Source organism: Streptomyces sp. NPDC051173 (assembly GCF_040689515.1).
Classification (GTDB): domain Bacteria; phylum Actinomycetota; class Actinomycetes; order Streptomycetales; family Streptomycetaceae; genus Streptomyces.
Genome location: NZ_JBFBBD010000012.1, coordinates 109,464 through 127,110, shown reverse-complemented (window position 1 = coordinate 127,110; position 17,647 = coordinate 109,464). Strand labels below are relative to the sequence as shown.

The following is a 17,647-nucleotide window of genomic DNA, read 5'->3' as shown; positions in this document are numbered from 1 at the left end:
AACGACGTCGGATCGATACCCGCCCGCTCCAGCACCTCCCACGACGCCTCCAGCAGCAACCGCTGCTGCGGATCCATCGCCAACGCCTCACGCGGACTGATACCGAAGAACGCGGCATCGAAATCACCCGCGCCGTGCAGGAATCCGCCCTGATCGCTGTAGCTCGTGCCGGGGTGGTCCGGGTCCGGGTGGAAGAGCCGGTCGAGGTCCCAACCGCGGTCCGTGGGGAAGGCGCCCATCGCGTCCTCGCCGGACTCGACCAGGTCCCACAACTCGTCGGCGGAGGTCACCCCGCCCGGGAAGCGGCAGGCCATGGAGACGATGGCTATGGGCTCGTCCGCCTCGACGGTGGCGGGGAGCACGGCGGGCGCGGCCGGTGTGCCGCCCAGCCGGGTGCACAGATAGGCGGCCAGCGCCCGGGGCGTCGGATGGTCGAAGACCAGGGTCGCGGGCAGTCGCACGTCGCAGGCGGCCGACAGGCGGTTGCGCAGTTCCACCGCGGTCAGCGAGTCGAAACCCAGATCCTTGAAGGCGGCGTCCACCTTCACCTGGGCCGCCGAGCCGTGGCCGAGCACCGCGGCCACGTACTCGCGCACCAGGTCGGTGGCGGCGGTGAGGCGGCCGTCCTCGTCCAGGCCGGCCAGGCGTGCGGCGAGCGCGCCGCCGGTCGCCCCGGCCGCCGCCACGCGGCGCCGTGCGGCGGGCGGAGCGAGTGTGCGCAGCAGCGGGGACAGGCCGTCGGCCGTGGTGCGCGGGTCGAGGTCGGCCGCCAGGACGTACGGGCGGCCGTGCGCACGGGCGGCGTCGAGCAGGGCCAGGCCGCTCTCGGTGGTCAGGGGCGCGAAGCCGGTGCGCTTCATGCGCGCCAGGTCCGTCCGGCCGAGCTGCCCGGTCAGGCCGCTGGTGGCCTGCCACAGCCCCCAGCCGATGGAGAGGCCCGCGAGCCCTTGGGAGCGGCGGTCGCGCATGAGCGCGTCGCAATAGGCGTTCGCGGCCGCGTAGTTGGCCTGGCCGGGGCTGCCCAGTGTCGCCGCGGCGGAGGAGAACACCACGAAGAGTCCGAGCGGCATACCGCGCGTCGCCTCGTGCAGGTGGTGGGCGGCGGCCGCCTTGGCCGACCACACCCTGGCCAGGCTCTCGGGGGACTGGGCGGTGACGACGGCGTCGTCGAGGACACCCGCCGCGTGCACAATGCCGGTCAGCGGGTGGGCCTTGTCGATGCCCGCGAGCAGTGCGGCGACCGCGGTGGGGTCACTGACGTCGGCCGCCGCGATGTGCACCTCGGCGCCCAGCTCGGTCAGCCGGTGCGTGAGTTCGGCGCTGCCCGGGGCCTCGGCACCGCGTCGGCCCGCGAGGAGCAGGTGGCGTACGCCCCACGCGCGTACGAGATGTTCCGCCACCGCCCCGCCGAGCACACCCGTGCCACCGGTGATCAGGACCGTGCCGTCCGGATCGATGTCCTCGGCGGCGCTGTCCCGCGTGCTGTCGGCGCGGGCCAGCCGCGGGATACGTATCGCACCGGCGCGCACCGCCAGTTGTGGTTCGTCCACGTGCCGGGTGGCCGCCATGGCCGTGTCGAGCGTGTCGTCCGGGCCGAGGTCGATCAGCGTGAAGCGGCCGGGGTTCTCCGACTGGGCGCTGCGGATGAGGCCCCATACGGCTGCGGCCGCCGCGTCCACGTCGCCGCTGTCGTCGGCTTCGGTCGCCCCGGATGTCACCAACACCAGTTGACTGTCGGCCAGTTGTGGGGAATCGAGCCAGACCTGCGCCAGGTCGAGGATCCGCGTGGCGAGTGTCAGGCCGTCGTCGTCCGCGGCGAGCCCGACCGGGGCGGCCACGAGCGGCGGTGCCGGCTCGCCGGCCTCGACGGACGCCATGAGGTCCGCGAAGCCGGAGCCGTTCCGGCCCAGCGTCAGCCACGTGTCCTCCTGGGCGTCCAACTGCCCGACGGTGGGGGCCAGCGGGATCCACTCCAGGTCGAACAAGCCACTTCGCGGGCCCTGGGTCGCCGCCTCGGCGAGCCGGTCGATGTCGGCCGGGCGCGAGTGCAGGCCCTGGACGGTGAGCACGGGAGCACCGACGGCGTCGGCCACGGTGATCCGTACACCCTGCTCGACCCGCTCGCCGAGCGGCGCGAGGCGCACCCGGACCGTGGTGGCCCGCACCGCATGCAGTTCCACGTCGCTCCAGGCGAACGGCAGCCAGACCTGTGCGCCGTCGGAGGGCGGAAGGAGCAGCGCGGCGGGCTGGAGGACGGCGTCGAGCAGCGCGGGGTGGATGCCGAACCCGTCCGGGTCACCGGCTTCCTTCGGCAGCGACACCTCCGCCAGTACATCGCCGTCGTGCCTCCACAGCGCGCGTACGCCACGGAACGCCGGCCCGTAGCCGTACCCCGCCCGCTCCGCCCGCGCGTAGAGGTCCGTGACGTCCACCGGCTCGGCGCCGGCCGGGGGCCAGGCGCCGTCCAGGGGCGCCGCGTCGCCGCCCGTCGGTCCGGGGCTGAGCACCCCGGTCGCGTGGCAGGTCCACGGCCGCGTCGACTCGAAGGCGTCGTCGTCATCGGGGCGCGAGAACACCTGGACGTCACGGCGGCCGTGCGTGTCGGCCGCGTGCACGACGACCTGGACCTGCAGGCCCCCGTCGGCGGGGAGCACGAGCGGCGCCTGGAGCGTCAGTTCCTCCAGGGTGGGGCAGCCCGCCTCGTCGGCGGCCCGCAGCACCCACTCCACCTGCGCGGCGCCGGGCACGAGTGCTTGGCCCGCCACGACGTGGTCGTCCAGCCAGGCACCCGACTGCCGCGACACCCGGCCGCTGAGCAGCTGGACGTCCCCGCTGGCCAGCCCCACCGAGGCACCCAGGAGCGGATGTCCCGACGCGGCGAGGCCGAGCCCTGCCGGGTCGCCCGACCGCCCGCCGGTGGAGGCCAGCCAGTAGCGCTGGTGCTGGAAGGCGTATGTGGGCAGGTCGACCGTACGAGGCTCCGGCCCGGCCGGGAACCAACGCCGCCAGTCCACATCCGCACCCGCCACGAACGCGAGCGCGGCGGAACACGTGAACTGAAGCATGTCACCGTGATCGCGACGCAAGGTGGGTACCACCGTGGCGGAGACGTCCGCCTGCTCGATGGTCTCCTCCAAGCCCAGATTCAGGACAGGGTGAGGGCTGGCCTCGATGAAGACCCGATAACCATCCGCGAGCAGTACGTCGACCGTGTCCGCGAAACGAACCGGCTGCCGCAGATTGGTGACCCAGTAATCCGAGGTCAGGATGCTGGTGTCGATCCGTTCGGCGGTGACCGTGGAGTAGAACGCCACATCAGTGGCCTGCGGCGCGACACCGCTCAACCGCTCGGCCAGCAGATCCGCGATCTCATCGACCTGCGGACCATGCGAGGCATAATCCACGTCGATGAGGCGGGCGCGGAGATCCCGCGCCTGCACGTCGGCCACGACAGCCGCGACCTGCTCCGGAGGTCCGGATATCACCGTGGAGGACGGGCCGTTCACCGCAGCAATGCCCACCCCGGCGTACCCGTCGATCAGCTCGACAGCCAACTCCCGGCCCACCCCGAGCGACGCCATCGCACCACGCCCGGCCAACTGCCGCAGAGCATCACTGCGTACGGCGACAATGCGCGCCGCATCCTCCAACGACAACGCACCAGCCACACACGCCGCAGCCATCTCACCCTGAGAATGACCGATCACAGCAGCCGGGGTCACACCACAGTCGGCCCACACAGCGGCAAGAGAAACCATCACCGCCCACAGAACCGGCTGCACCACCTCCACCCGCGACAACCCACCGCCATCACCACGCAGCACACCCGTCAACGACCAGTCGACATACGGAGAAAGCGCCCGCTCACACTCGGCAATACGATCAGCGAACACCCTTGACTCATCCAGGAGCCGGGAACCCATCCCCACCCACTGCGACCCCTGCCCCGGAAACACCAGCACCGGACCCGGACCAGGAGGACCAGCCACCCCGGACACCACATCCGGCGAAATCTCACCCGCAGCCAGCGCCTCAAGGCCCGCGATCGCCTGGCCGGCGTCCTGCCCCACCACCACAGCCCGGTGCTCGAACACCGACCGCGTCGTGGCCAGCGACCAGCCCACCTCCGTCGCACTGGGGTGCTCCGAGGCGAACGCGCCCAACCGGGCAGCCTGTTCCCGCAGTGCCTCGGCGCCGCGCGCCGATATCACCCACGGCACCACCGCATCCGGAGCGGGCTCCGGCGCGTCGGCGGTGGTGTCGGCCTCCGGGGCCTCCTCCACGATCACATGCGCGTTCGTCCCGGACATCCCGAACGCGGACACCCCGGCCCGGCGTGGCCGCTCGCCGCGAGTCCATGGCACCGGCTCGGTCAGGAGGCGGACCGCGCCGGAGGACCAGTCGACGTGCGGGGTCGGCTCGTCCGCGTACAAGGTGGCGGGCAGCAGTTCGTGCTGGAGCGCCATCACCATCTTGATCACACCGGCGACACCGGCGGCGCCTTGGGGGTGGCCGATGTTGGACTTCACCGAGCCGAGCCAGAGCGGGCGGCCCTCGTCGCGGTCGCGGCCGTAGGTGGCGAGCAGGGCCCCGGCCTCGATGGGGTCGCCCAGCCTGGTGCCGGTGCCGTGTGCCTCCACCGCGTCCACCTCGGCGGCGCCCAGCCCGGCGTTGGCCAGGGCGGCGCGGATGACGCGCTCCTGCGAGGGGCCGTTGGGGGCGGTGAGGCCGTTGCTGGCACCGTCTTGGTTGACTGCCGAACCGCGCAGCAGGGCAAGGATCTTGTGTCCGTTGCGGCGCGCGTCCGACAGGCGCTCCAGCAGGATCAGGCCGACGCCCTCGGAGAATCCGGTGCCGTCGGCGGTGGCGGCGAAGGGCTTGCAGCGGCCGTCGGGGGAGAGTCCGCGCTGGCGGGAGAACTCCGTGAACATGCCCGGGGTCGACATCACGGTCACGCCGCCCGCCAGGGCGAGGTTGCACTCGCCCTGGCGCAGCGCCTGCGCCGCGAGGTGCATGGCCACCAGCGACGAGGAGCACGCCGTGTCGACGCTGACCGCCGGGCCTTCGAGGCCGAGGGTGAAGGAGACGCGGCCCGACAGGACGCTCAGGGCGTTGCCGGTCAGCAGGTGTCCCTCCACCGACCTGTCGGCCTGGCCGCTGCCGAAGCCCGGGACGCCCGCGCCGACGTAGACGCCGGTGGGGGTGAGCTTCAGGGTGGCCGGGTCGATGCCGGCCCGTTCCAGGAGCTCCCAGGCGGTCTCCATGAGCACCCGCTGCTGCGGGTCCATCGCCAGTGCCTCGCGCGGGCTGATGCCGAAGAAGGAGGCGTCGAAGCCGGGCGCGTCGTGCAGGAATCCGCCGTGGCGGACGTAGCTGGTGCCCGGGTGCTCGGGGTCGGGGTGGTAGAGGCCGTCCAGGTCCCAGCCGCGGTCGGTGGGGAACTCGCCGATGGCGTCGCCGCCTTCGGCGACCAGCTCCCACAGCTCCTCGGGCGAGCGGGTGTCGCCCGGGAAGCGGCAGGCCATGGAGACGATCGCGACCGGCTCCTGGTAGCGCTCCTCCACCTCGCGCAGCCGCTGGCGGGTCTGTCCGAGGTCGACTGTCACCCGCTTCAGATACTGACGAAGCTTTTCTTCGGTACTCGGTTCGGCACTCGACATCGAACGTCACTTCTCCATCAGCGAGGGGCACGGAAGGGCAAGGCCACCGGTCAAGGAATGTCAGAGCTCCCGATCGACGCGCATCACAGCTCCCGGTCGATGAACGCGAACATCTCGTCGTCGGAGACGTCGTCGAGCGCGTCCAGCTCCGTCGCGCCCGTGGTGGTGGCGCGGTCGGCGCCGTTCAGCTTCGTCAGCAGGGCGTTGAGCCGCCTGGTGATCCGGCCGCGCGCCTCCTCGTCCAGCGCGAGCGCGTCCAGGCCGGACTCGATGCGGCCGAGGTCGTTGAGCACCGGGTCGGCCGCGTCCTTCAGGGGCGCGGGCGCGCCGTCGGGCGACAGGAGTGTCAGGAGGTGGTCGACGAGGGTGGCGCTCTCCGGGTAGTCGAAGACGAGCCCGGCGGGCAGCTTCAGGCCGGTGGCCGCCGAGAGCCGGTTGCGCAGTTCCACGGCGGTGAGGGAGTCGAAGCCGAGTTCCTTGAACGAGGTGTCCGGGCGGATCGTGTCGCGGTCGGCGTGGCCGAGGACGCCGGCGACGTTTCCGCGTACGAGGTCGAGCAGCAGGCGGTGCCGTTCGGGGGCCGGCAGGCCGGCGAGCCGGTCGGCGAGGCCCTCCCCGGAGGCCGCGCCGGTGGCGGCGGTGGGCCGGCGGTCACGGCCGCCCGGCGCCGTGGCGGCCAGGGCGCGCAGGAGGGCGGGCCGGGACCCGGGCGGCCGGGTGGCGACGGCCCGTGTGTCGAGGTCGACCGCGACGAGGTGCGGGCGGCCGTGTCCGCGGGCGGCGTCGAGGAGGGCCAGGCCGCGCTCGGTGGTCAGGGGCGTGAATCCGGTGCGCTTCATGCGCGCCAGGTCCGCCTCGCCGAGATGCCCGGTCATGTCGCTCGCGGTCTCCCAGAGCCCCCAGCCGACGGACAGCCCCGGCAGCCCGCAGGCGCGGCGGTGCTGGATCAGCGCGTCGCAATAGGCGTTCGCTGCCGCGTAGTTGGCCTGCCCCGGGCTGCCCAGTGTCGCCGCCGCGGACGAGAACACGGCGAACAGGCCGAGGCGCAGATGCCGCGTCGCCTCGTGCAGGTGGTGCGCGGCGGCGGCCTTGCCTGCCCACACCCCGGCCAGGCTCCCAGGGGTCTGCGCGATGACGACGGCGTCGTCCAGGACGCCCGCCGCGTGCACGACGCCGGTGAGGGGGTGGGCGGGGTCGATCTTGCCGATCAGCTCGGCCACCGACTCCGGGTCGCTGACGTCGGCCGCGACGACGGAGGCCGTGGCGCCCAACTGGCCGATGCGATCGATGAGTTCCGCAGCTCCCGGTGCCTCCGTGCCGCGCCGGCCCGCGAGGAGCAGGTGCCGTACGCCCCACGCGCGTACGAGATGTTCCGCCACCGCCCCGCCGAGCACACCCGTGCCACCGGTGATCAGGACCGTGCCCTCGGGGTCGAGGGCGGCCGGGATCTCCAGGGCCAGCTTGCCGGTGTGCTTGGCCTGGCTCATGAACCGGAACGCCTCGCGTGCCCGGCCGAGCGGCCACGCCCTGACGGGCAGCGGCTTCAGTGCCCCGGAGGCGAACAGTTCGCCCATCTCCGCCAGCATCTCACCGATCCGGTCCGGCCCGGCGTGCGGCACGAGGTCGAAGGCCCGGTACCAGGCGCCCGCATGGTCGGCCGCGACCCGGTCGGGGTCGCGCTTGTCGGTCTTGCCCATGTCGACCATGCGCCCGCCCTCGGCGAGCAGCCGCAGGGAGGCGTCGGTGAACTCGCCCGCCAGGCTGTGGAGCACGACGTCCATGCCCTGCCCGCCGGTGGCCTCCCGCAGGGTGTGCTCGAAGTCGAGGTCACGGGAGGAGGCGCGGTGGGCGGCGTCGATGCCCATCTCCTCCAGCACGGCGTGCTTGGCGGGGCTCGCGGTGGCGTACACCTCGGCGCCCAGGTGGCGGGCGATCTGGGTGGCGGCCATGCCCACACCGCCGGTCCCGGCGTGGATGAGCAGCGACTCGTCGGCCCCGAGACGGCCCAGGTCCACCAGGCCGTACCAGGCCGTCAGGAACACCACCGGCACCGCCGCCGCCTCCTGGAGGCTCCAGCCCCCGGGCACCGGCACGACCATCCGCGCGTCCGCGATCGCCACCGGCGCGAAGGCGCCCTCGAACAGGCCCATCACGCGATCACCGACCGACAGACCCGTCACGCCGGGACCGACCTCGGTGACGTGACCGGCGCCCTCGCTGCCCGCGAACGTGCCCTTGTCGGGGTACATGCCCAGGGCGATCAGGACATCGCGGAAGTTCATGCCCGCCGCCCGTACGGAGATCCGCACCTGGCCGGGCTCCAGCGGTGCGAGCGCCTCCGGAGCCTCGATCACCGACAGGCTCTCGACGGTGGCGGTGCCCACGGTGCCCAGCCGCCAGGCGGGGGCGCCGACCGGCGGGACGAGCTCCGTGGGAGCACCCGCGGGAACCATCCTCGGGACGAGAACGCCACCGTCGCGCAGGGCGAGTTGTGGCTCGTCCCGCTCTTCGACGACGTGCCGTAGGGCGGCCTGCGGGAGGTCACCGCCGTCCGTGTCCACCAGGGCGAAGCGGCCCGGGTTCTCGGACTGGGCGCTGCGGACCAGGCCCCAGACGGCCGCGGCCGCCGGGTCGACGTCGGCGCCCGGGTCTGTGGCAACGGCGCCGCGCGTCACCAACAGCAGCCGGGAATCGGCCAGTTCCGGCGCCGCCAGGAACTCCTGGACCAGGGACAGCGCCCTCCCCGCCGTCGCGAGACCGTCACCGGCCTCGACAGGAGCGACCACGGCCCACGGCGCGTCGCCCGCGGGGCGCACCACGTCGGCCAGGCCGGCACCGTCCGTCAGCGTGATCCAGGTGCCGCTGCCCGACGCGCCCTGCTCCGGCACCGGGAGCGGCGTCCACTCCACGGCGTAGAGACCGTCGACACCGCTGCGTGCGGCGGCCGAGAGCTGCGCGGGGTCGGCCGCCCGCAGGGTCAGGGACTCCACGCCGAGGACGGGCGCACCGGTGCCGTCGGCGAGCGTGACCCGCAGATCCCGCTCGGCCGACTCCCCCCGCGGGGACAGCCGGACGCGGATGCGAGTGGCCTGCGCGGCGTGGAGCGACACGCCGCTCCACGCGAACGGCAGCCACATCTGCCCGTCCTCGGGCCGGTCGATGAGGAGCAGCGGGTGCAGGGCGGCGTCGAGGAGGGCCGGGTGGATGCCGGAGCCGTCGCTGTCACCGGCCTGTTCGGGCAGCGCGACCTCGGCGAGCAGGTCGTCGCCGTGCCGCCACAGCGCCCGCACGCCCTGGAACGCCGGCCCGTAGCCGTATCCGGCCTCCGCGGCCCGCGCGTAGAAGTCCGCGACGTCCACCGCTTCCGCACCGGCCGGAGGCCACTGCCCGCCCAACTGATCGGATCCAGCCGCCGGTTCGGGGCTCAGCACGCCGACCGCGTGACACACCCAGGCACCCGCACCCGGCCGGTCCGGGCGGGAGTGGACGCGTACGTCACGTCGGCCCCGCTCATCGGCGGCACCCACAGCCACCTGGACGGACAGGCCGCCCGATTCGGGCAGGACGAGCGGCGCCTGGAGCGTCAGCTCCTCCACCGTGGCACATCCCGCCTCGTCGGCGGCCCGCAGCGCCCACTCCACGAGCGCCGCGCCCGGCACCAGCACCGCCCCGCCCACCACGTGCTCCGCGAGCCAGGAGGGCGCCTCGCGGGTGAGCCGTCCGGTGAGCAAATACGCGTCGGTATCGGCCAGTTCCACACTTGCGGCGAGGACCGGGTGCCCGGAGGAGGCCATGCCGAGATCGGCCGGGTCACCGGTGAGCCGGGAAGGCGCTTCAAGCCAGTAGTGCTCGTGCTGGAAGGCATACGTGGGCAGGGTGACCGTACGAGGAACCGGATCGGCCGGGAAGAAGCGCCGCCAGTCGACCTCGGCACCGGCCGTGAACGCCTGCGCGACAGCACGGGCGAGCTGAGCACTGTCCCCATGATCGCGGCGCAGGGTGGGCACCACCGTGGCGGAGACGTCCGCCCGCTCGATGGTCTCCTCCATACCCAGGTTCAGAACCGGGTGAGGACTTGCCTCGATGAAGACCCGATAACCATCAGCGAGCAATGCGTCGACCGTGTCCGCGAAACGGACCGGCTGCCGCAGGTTGGTGACCCAGTAATCCGAGGTCAGGGCATCGGTGTTGATCCGCTCAGCGGTGACCGTGGAATAGAACGCGATGTCGGTGGCCTGCGGCTCGATGCCGCTCAAACGGTCAGTCAGCAGATCCGCGATCTCATCGACCTGCGGACCGTGCGAGGCGTAATCCACGTCGATAAGGCGAGCACGATGCCCCCGCGACCCGGCCTCCGCGACCACGGCCGCCACCTGCTCCGGCGGACCCGAAATCACCGTCGAGGAAGGGCCGTTCACGGCAGCGATACCCACCCCGGCGTATCCGTCGATGAGCTCAATAGCCAGCTCCCGGCCCACCCCGAGCGACGCCATCGCACCACGCCCGGCCAACTGCCGCAGAGCATCACTACGCACGGCGACAATCCGCGCCGCGTCATCCAGCGACAACGCACCAGCCACACACGCCGCAGCCATCTCACCCTGAGAATGACCGATCACAGCAGCCGGAGTCACACCACAGTCGGCCCACACAGCGGCAAGAGAAACCATCACCGCCCACAGAACCGGCTGCACCACCTCCACCCGCGACAACCCACCGCCATCACCACGCAGCACACCCGTCAACGACCAGTCGACATACGGAGAAAGCGCCCGCTCACACTCGGCAATACGATCAGCGAACACCTTTGACTCATCCAGGAGTCGGGAACCCATCCCCACCCACTGCGACCCCTGCCCCGGAAACACCAGCACCGGACCCGGACCAGGAGAACCAGCCACCCCGGACACCACGTCCGGCGAAACCTCACCCGCAGCCAACGCCTCAAGGCCCACGATCGCCTGACCGGCGTCCTGCCCCACCACCACGGCCCGGTGCTCGAACACCGACCGCGTCGTGGCCAGCGACCAGCCCACCTCCGCCGCCGTGGCATCGAAGTCCTCAGCAAGGAACGCGGTCAGCCGCCGGGCCTGCTCACGCAAGGCCTCGGCAGTGCGACCGGAGACGACCCACGGCACCACCGCACCCTGAGGTTGCGGCGTTTCCCGCTCCACCGGCAGCGGCGCTTCCTCCAGGATCAGGTGCGCGTTCGTGCCCGAGATACCGAACGAGGACACGCCCGCCCGGCGCGGCCGCTCGCCGCGCGCCCACGGCACCGGCTCGGTCAGGAGCCGGACCGAGCCGGAGGACCATTCGACGTGCGGGGTCGGTTCGTCCGCGTGCAAGGTGGCGGGCAGCAGCTCGTGACGGAGTGCCATCACCATCTTGATCACACCGGCGACACCGGCGGCCGCCTGTGTGTGACCGATGTTGGACTTGATCGAGCCGAGCCACAGCGGCCGGTCCTCGGGGCGCTCCTGGCCGTACGTCGCCAGCAGGGCCTGTGCCTCGATGGGGTCGCCGAGCGTGGTGCCCGTGCCGTGGGCCTCGACCACGTCGATCAGGTCGGGGCTCTGGCCCGCTCCGGCCAGGGCGGCGCGGATGACGCGCTCCTGCGAGGGGCCGTTGGGGGCGGTGAGACCGTTGCTCGCGCCGTCCTGGTTGACGGCCGAACCGCGCAGGACCGCGAGGACGTCGTGGCCGTTGCGCCGGGCGTCGGAGAGACGCTCCAGGAGGACGAGGCCCGCGCCCTCTCCCCAGCCCGTGCCGTCGGCGGTGGCGGCGAAGGGCTTGCAGCGGCCGTCGGGGGCGAGGCCGCGCTGGCGGGAGAACTCCACGAAGGTGTTGGGGGTGGCCATCACGGTCACCCCGCCGGCCAGGGCCAGCGTGCATTCGCCGCGCCGCAGCGCGTCGGCCGCGAGGTGCATCGCCACGAGGGAGGAGGAGCAGGCGGTGTCGACCGTGATGGCGGGGCCTTCGAGGCCGAAGGTGTAGGCGACCCGGCCGGACGCCACGCTCGGTGTGCTGCCGGTCATGATACGGCCCTCGTAGCCGTCCGGCTTGTGGGCGAGGAAGCGGGAGCCGTAGTCGTCGTACATGATCCCGGTGATGACGCCGCACGGGGTGCCGCGCACGGCGGCCGGGTCTATGCCCGCGTCCTCGAAGGCGTGCCAGGCGCATTCGAGGAGCAGCCGCTGCTGGGGGTCCGTGGCGGCGGCCTCGCGCGGGCTGATGCCGAAGAAGCCCGCGTCGAACCGGGCCGCGTCGTAGAGGAATCCCCCCTCCCGCGCGTAGCTGTGGCCGACCTGGTCGGGGTCGGGGTCGAAGAGGCCGGTCACGTCCCAGCCCCGGTCCTCGGGGAAGGGGCCGATGGCGTCCGTGCCGGTGGCGACGAGCTGCCAGAGCTGCTCGGGCGAGGTGACGCCGCCGGGGTAGCGGCAGGCCATGCCGATGATGGCGATGGGGTCGTCGGTGGCGGCGCCGCGCAATGCCGGCAGCGGGGCTGCGGGGGCGCTGTCGGGCAGGTGGGTGCGCAGGTGGCGTACGAGGGCCCCGGGGGTGGGGTGGTCGAAGATCAGGGTGGCGGGCAGCCGGATGCCGGTGGCCGTGGAGAGGCGGTTGCGCAGTTCCAGGGCGGTCAGCGAGTCGAAGCCCAACTCGTGGAAGGCGCGGCCCAGTTCGATGGACCGGGGTGAGGGGTGGGCCAGGACGGTCGCGATCTGCTCGCGGATCAGGTCGCCGAGGGCACGGTCGCGGTCGGCGGCGGAGAGCGCGGCCAGGCGGGCGGTCCACGAGGTGGGCGCGGCCGCCTCGCCGGTGGCGGCTGCCGTGGCCCGGGGCCGGGGAGCGCGGACGAGGCCGCGCAGGACGGGGGGCAGTGTGTGGGCGGCGGCCTGTCCGTGCAGGACGGACCGGTCGAAGCGGGTGGCGAGGACGGTGGCGTGCGGGGCGGTCAGGGCCGCGTCGAAGAGGGCGAGGGCCGCCTCGTCGGTGAGTCCGGCCACGCCGGTGCGGCGGATGCGGGCGCGGTCGGTGTCGCCGAGCCGGGCGGCCATGCCGCCGCTCGCGGACTCCCACAGGCCCCAGGCCAGGGAGGTGGCGGCGAGGCCGTGGGCGCGGCGGTGTCCGGCCAGGGCGTTGAGGAAGGTGTTGGCGGCCGCGTAGTTGGCCTGGCCGCCGTTGCCCAGGACGGAGGCGCCGGAGGAGAAGAGCACGAAGGCGGCGAGGTCGAGGTCCCGGGTCAGTTCGTGGAGCCGCCAGGCAGCGTCGGCCTTCGGGGCCAGGACGGTGTCCAGTTGTTCGGGGGTCATGGTGGTGACGAGGGTGTCGTCGATGACGCCCGCGGTGTGGACGACGGCGGTCAGCGGGTGGGCCGCGGGGATGTCGGCGAGGAGCCGGGGCAGCGCGTCGGGGTCGGTGATGTCGCAGGCCGCCACGCGGACGTCGACGCCCTCGGCCGTCAGCTCGCTCCGCAGGTCCGCGAGCCCCTCGGCCAGCTCGCCGCGCCGGCTGACGAGCAGCAGGTGGCGGGCTCCGTGTGCGGTGGCCAGGTGGCGGGCGGTGGCCCGGCCGAGGCCGCCGGTGCCTCCGGTGATGAGGACGGTGCCTTCCGGGTCGAGGTGCCGTACGGAGGGGTCCTGCCGGGAGTCGTCGGCCTCCGGCGTGCTCGCGGCGTCGGGGCTCGTGACGGCGAGGCGCGGCACCAGGGGGGTGCCCGCACGCAGGGCGAGCTCTGTCTCGGTCCGGGTCGTCGCCGCGGTCACGGCGGCGGGTACGGCGCGGTGGGTGGCGGTGTCCTGGTCGATGTCCAGCAGCAGGATCCTGCCCGGCTGTTCGGCCTGGGCGGCACGGGCCAGGCCCCACAGGGGTGCGGTGGCCAGGTCGGCCGGGGCGTCGTCCGGGTGGGCGGCGACCGCGCCCGTGGTGAGAATGACGAGCCGGGCCGGGGTGAGGGCGTCCGAGGTCAGCCAGTCGCGCAGCAGGTTCAGTGCGGCGTGGGTGTGGGCGCGCGTCTGGGCGGGGATGTCGTCGGGGCCGGTGGGCGGGACGGGGGCGAGGACGAGGTCGGGGACGGGCGCGCCCTCCGCGACGGCCGCCGTCAGCGCGGCCAGGTCTGCGTAGCGCGTGCCGGGGACCAGGTCTGTGCCCTCGGTGCCGAGCACGGCCCAGGTGCCGGTGGCCGGTCCGTCGGCCGGCAGGGCGAGCGGCTGCCATTCCACGTGGTGCAGGGGTGTCCCGGCGGGGCGGGCGGAGCGCCAGCGGTCGGCGGGGATCAGCCGCAGTTGGAGCGTGCCGACGGTGGCGACGGGCGCGCCGTCGGGGTCGGTGAGGGTCAGCCGCAGCCGGTCGGCGCCCTGGCCGCTGAGGCGGACCCGCAGCCGGGTCGCGCCGGTCGCGTAGTGGCGGACCTGGCTGAAGGAGAAGGGGAGGCGCACCGGTGCGGTGTCGTCCTCCGTGCCGTAGAGCTCGTCGACGGCGTGCAGTGCGGCGTCGAGGAGTGCGGGGTGGAGCGTGAAGTGCCCGGCGTCGCCGAGTTGTTCGTCGTCGAGGCGGACGTCGGCGTAGAGGTCGTCCCCGTGCCGCCAGGCGGCGTGGACGGCGCGGAAGGCGGGCCCGTAGCTGTAGCCCTGCTCGTCGAGGCGGGCGTACAGCGCGTCGACGTCGAGGGCGGTGGCGTCGGCGGGCGGCCAGGGCGTGGTGTCGGTGGCGGGCGGCGCGGTGGCCTCGGCCGGGGTGAGGGTGCCGGTGGCGTGGCGGCGCCAGCCGTGCGCGCTGTCCGTGTCCGCGTCGATGTCGCCGGTGTCGTCGGCGGGGCGGGCGTGGATGGTCAGGGTGCGGCGGCCGGAGGTGTCCGGTGCGCCGAGGGCGAGCTGGACGCTGACGGTGCCGGAGTCGTCGAGCAGCAGCGGGGTTTCCAGCGTCAGGTCGTCGACGGTGTCGCAGTCGGCGTAGCGCCCGGCGAGCAGGGCGAGTTCGACGAAGGCGGTGCCGGGCAGCGGGACGCTTCCGGCGATGCTGTGGTCGGCGAGCCAGGGGTGCGTACGCAGGGAGAGGCGTCCGGCGAGGAGCAGGCCGCCGTCGGCCTGCCGGATGACGGCGGGCAGCAGTGGGTGGCCGGTCTCGGCGAGGTCGGCGGCGCGGGCCGGGGCCGCGCCGTCGGGGGTGGGGCGCCAGTAGCGCCGGCGCTGGAAGCGGTAGGTCGGCAGGGGCAGTTGTCCGGTGCCGTCCGGGAGGAGTGCCGTGAAGTCGACCGGCTGCCCGTCGGTGTGGAGCGTGGCGAGGGCCGTCAGCAGGGTGCGGTCCTCGTCGTGGCCGGAGCGCAGGGCGGCGGCGATGACGGGCCGGGGCTCCTCGTCGGACGCCGGGGCCGGGAGGCAGTCCTGGACCATGGTGGCGAGGACGGGGTCGGGTCCCAGTTCGAGGTAGCGCGCGACGCCTTGGCCGTGGAGGGTGCGCAGCCCGTCGTGGAAGCGCACCGGCTGCCGGACGTGCCGTACCCAGTAGTCGGCGTCGGTCAGGAGGCCGGGGCCGGCGAGCTCGCCGGTGAGGTTGGAGACGACGGGGATCTTCGGTGCGTGGAAGGTCAGCCCTTCCGCCACGCGCCGGAACTCGTCCAGCATCGGCTCGATCAGGGGGGAGTGGAAGGCGTGGCTGACGTTGAGGCGCTTGGTCTTGTGCCCGCGGCCGCGCAGGGTCTGTTCGAGCTCGGTGACGGCTCGTTCGGCGCCGGACACGACGACGGCGGCGGGGCCGTTGACGGCGGCGAGCGAGAGGTGTTCCTCGTGGCCGGCGAGGAGCGGGAGCACGTCGGTCTCGGCCGCCTGGACGGCGAGCATGGCGCCGCCCGCGGGGAGGGCCTGCATCAGCCGTCCCCGGGCGGCGACCAGCGCGCAGGCGTCCGGGAGGGAGAGCACTCCGGCCGCGTGCGCGGCGGAGATCTCGCCGACCGAGTGGCCGGTCAGGTGGCTCGGGGTGACCCCGTGGGAGGTGACGAGGCGGTACAGCGCCACTTCGAGGGCGAACAGGGCGGCCTGGGTCAGGCCGGTCCTGTTCAGGGAGGCCGCCGCTTCGGTGCCCGCCTCGGCGAACAGGGCCTCGCGCAGCGGCTGTTCGAGCAGCGGGTCCAGGTGGGCGCAGACCTCGTCCAGGGCCTCGGCGAACACGCCGGAGGTGCGGTGGAGCCGGGCGCCCGCTCCGGGGCGCTGGCTGCCCTGGCCGGTGAAGAGGAAGGCGGTGCCTCCGGCGCGGGCCGGGCCCGTGCCGGACGTGAGTGCGGGGTGGGTACGGCCCGTGGCCAGCGCGGCCAGGGCCTCGGCGCGCTCGCTCCGGTCCGCGCCGAGCACCACGGCACGGTGCTCGAAGAGGGAGCGGCGCAGCAGGGTGGCGCCGACGTCGGCGACGGAGGCGTCCTCGTGGTCCGAGAGGTGCCCGGCGAGGGCGTCGGCCTGGGCGCGCAGGGCGGGGGCGGTGCGGGCGGAGAGGAGCCAGGGCAGCTGCGGGCGGGTTTCCCGGGCGGTCGCGACGGCGGGGGCACCCGCGGTCGGCTCGGTCTCGGTTCCCTCACCGGTGTCCTCGGCGTCGGCCGTCGGCGGTTCCTCCAGGATGAGATGCGCGTTCGTGCCGGAGATGCCGAAGGACGAGACGCCCGCCCGGCGGACCCGTTCCCCGCGCGGCCAGGTCACCGGCTCGGTGAGCAGGCGTACCGCGCCCGACTCCCAGTCGGCGTGCGGGGTCGGCCGGTCGACGTTCAAGGTGGGCGGCAGCGTCTGGTGGCGCAGTGCCAGGATCATCTTGATGAGTCCGGCCGCGCCGGCCGCGCCCTGTGTGTGGCCGATGTTGGACTTGACCGAGCCGAGCCACAGCGGCCGGTCCTCGTGCCGTTCCTGGCCGTATGTGGCGAGGAGTGCCTGTGCCTCGATGGGGTCGCCGAGCTTCGTCCCGGTGCCGTGCGCCTCGACCGCGTCGACCTCGGCGGGCGAGAGCCGGGCCCCGGCGAGCGCGGCCTGGATGACGCGCTGCTGGGAGGGGCCGTTCGGGGCGGTCAGGCCGTTGCTGGCACCGTCCTGGTTGACGGCCGAGCCCCGGATGACCGCGAGGATCTCGTGCCCGTTGCGGCGGGCGTCGGAGAGGCGTTCGAGCACCAGCAGGCCCGCGCCCTCGGAGAAGGCGGTGCCGTCGGCGGCGGCCGCGAAGGGCTTGCACCGCCCGTCGGCGGCGAGGCCCCGCTGCCGGGAGAACTCGGTGAAGACGTACGGCGTCGTCATCACCGTGACGCCGCCCGCGAGGGCCAGGTCGCACTCGCGGCGGCGCAGCGCGTGGGCGGCCAGGTGCACGGCGACCAGGGACGACGAGCAGGCCGTGTCGATGGTGACCGCCGGGCCCTCGAGTCCGAAGGTGTAGGCGAGGCGGCCGGAGAGCACGCTGGGGGCGTTGCCCGTGACGAGGTGGCCCTCGGCCTCGGGGTCGATGTGCGGGGTGCCGAAGCCGGGGAGGGCCGCGCCCGCGTAGACGCCGGTGCGGCTGCCCTGGAGCGACTGCGGGTCGATGCCCGCGCGTTCGAGGGCTTCCCAGGCGCACTCCAGGAGGAGCCGCTGCTGCGGGTCGAGGACCTGCGCCTCGCGGGGGCTGATGCCGAAGAACTCCGGGTCGAACAGGTCGGCGTCGTGGAGGAAGCCGCCCTCGCTCGCGTAGGTGGTGCCCGGGTGGTCGGGGTCGGGGTGGAAGAGCCGCTCCAGGTCCCAGCCCCGGTTGCCGGGGAAGGCGCCCAGGGCGTGGCCGCCCGCGGCGACCAGGTCCCACAGGTCCTCGGGGGTGCGCACGCCGCCGGGGTAGCGGCAGGCCATCTGGACGACGGCGACCGGTTCCTGGTCGCGCTCCTCCGCCTCGCGCAGCCGCTGCCGGGTGGCGTGCAGGTCCGCGGAGACGCGCTTGAGGTAGTCGACCAGTTTCTCTTGGCTCACCATGTGCGCTCTGTCTCCCCGCCGGTG

Annotated in this window: 2 protein-coding genes; both read right to left on the bottom strand. The window is 73.7% G+C overall.

Features of this window, described 5'->3' with window-relative positions; all coding sequences use genetic code 11:
- Positions 1 to 5,660: SDR family NAD(P)-dependent oxidoreductase (locus tag AB0435_RS10410; RefSeq protein WP_366426667.1), on the bottom strand; the 5,660-nt coding region annotated here is incomplete at its 3' end.
- An 83-nt stretch (positions 5,661 to 5,743) separates the two neighbouring features.
- A complete protein-coding gene (locus tag AB0435_RS10405) occupies positions 5,744 to 17,623 on the bottom strand; it encodes an SDR family NAD(P)-dependent oxidoreductase (RefSeq protein WP_366426666.1) in 11,880 nt (3,959 codons plus the stop codon).
- Positions 17,624 to 17,647: the final 24 nt, after the last annotated feature.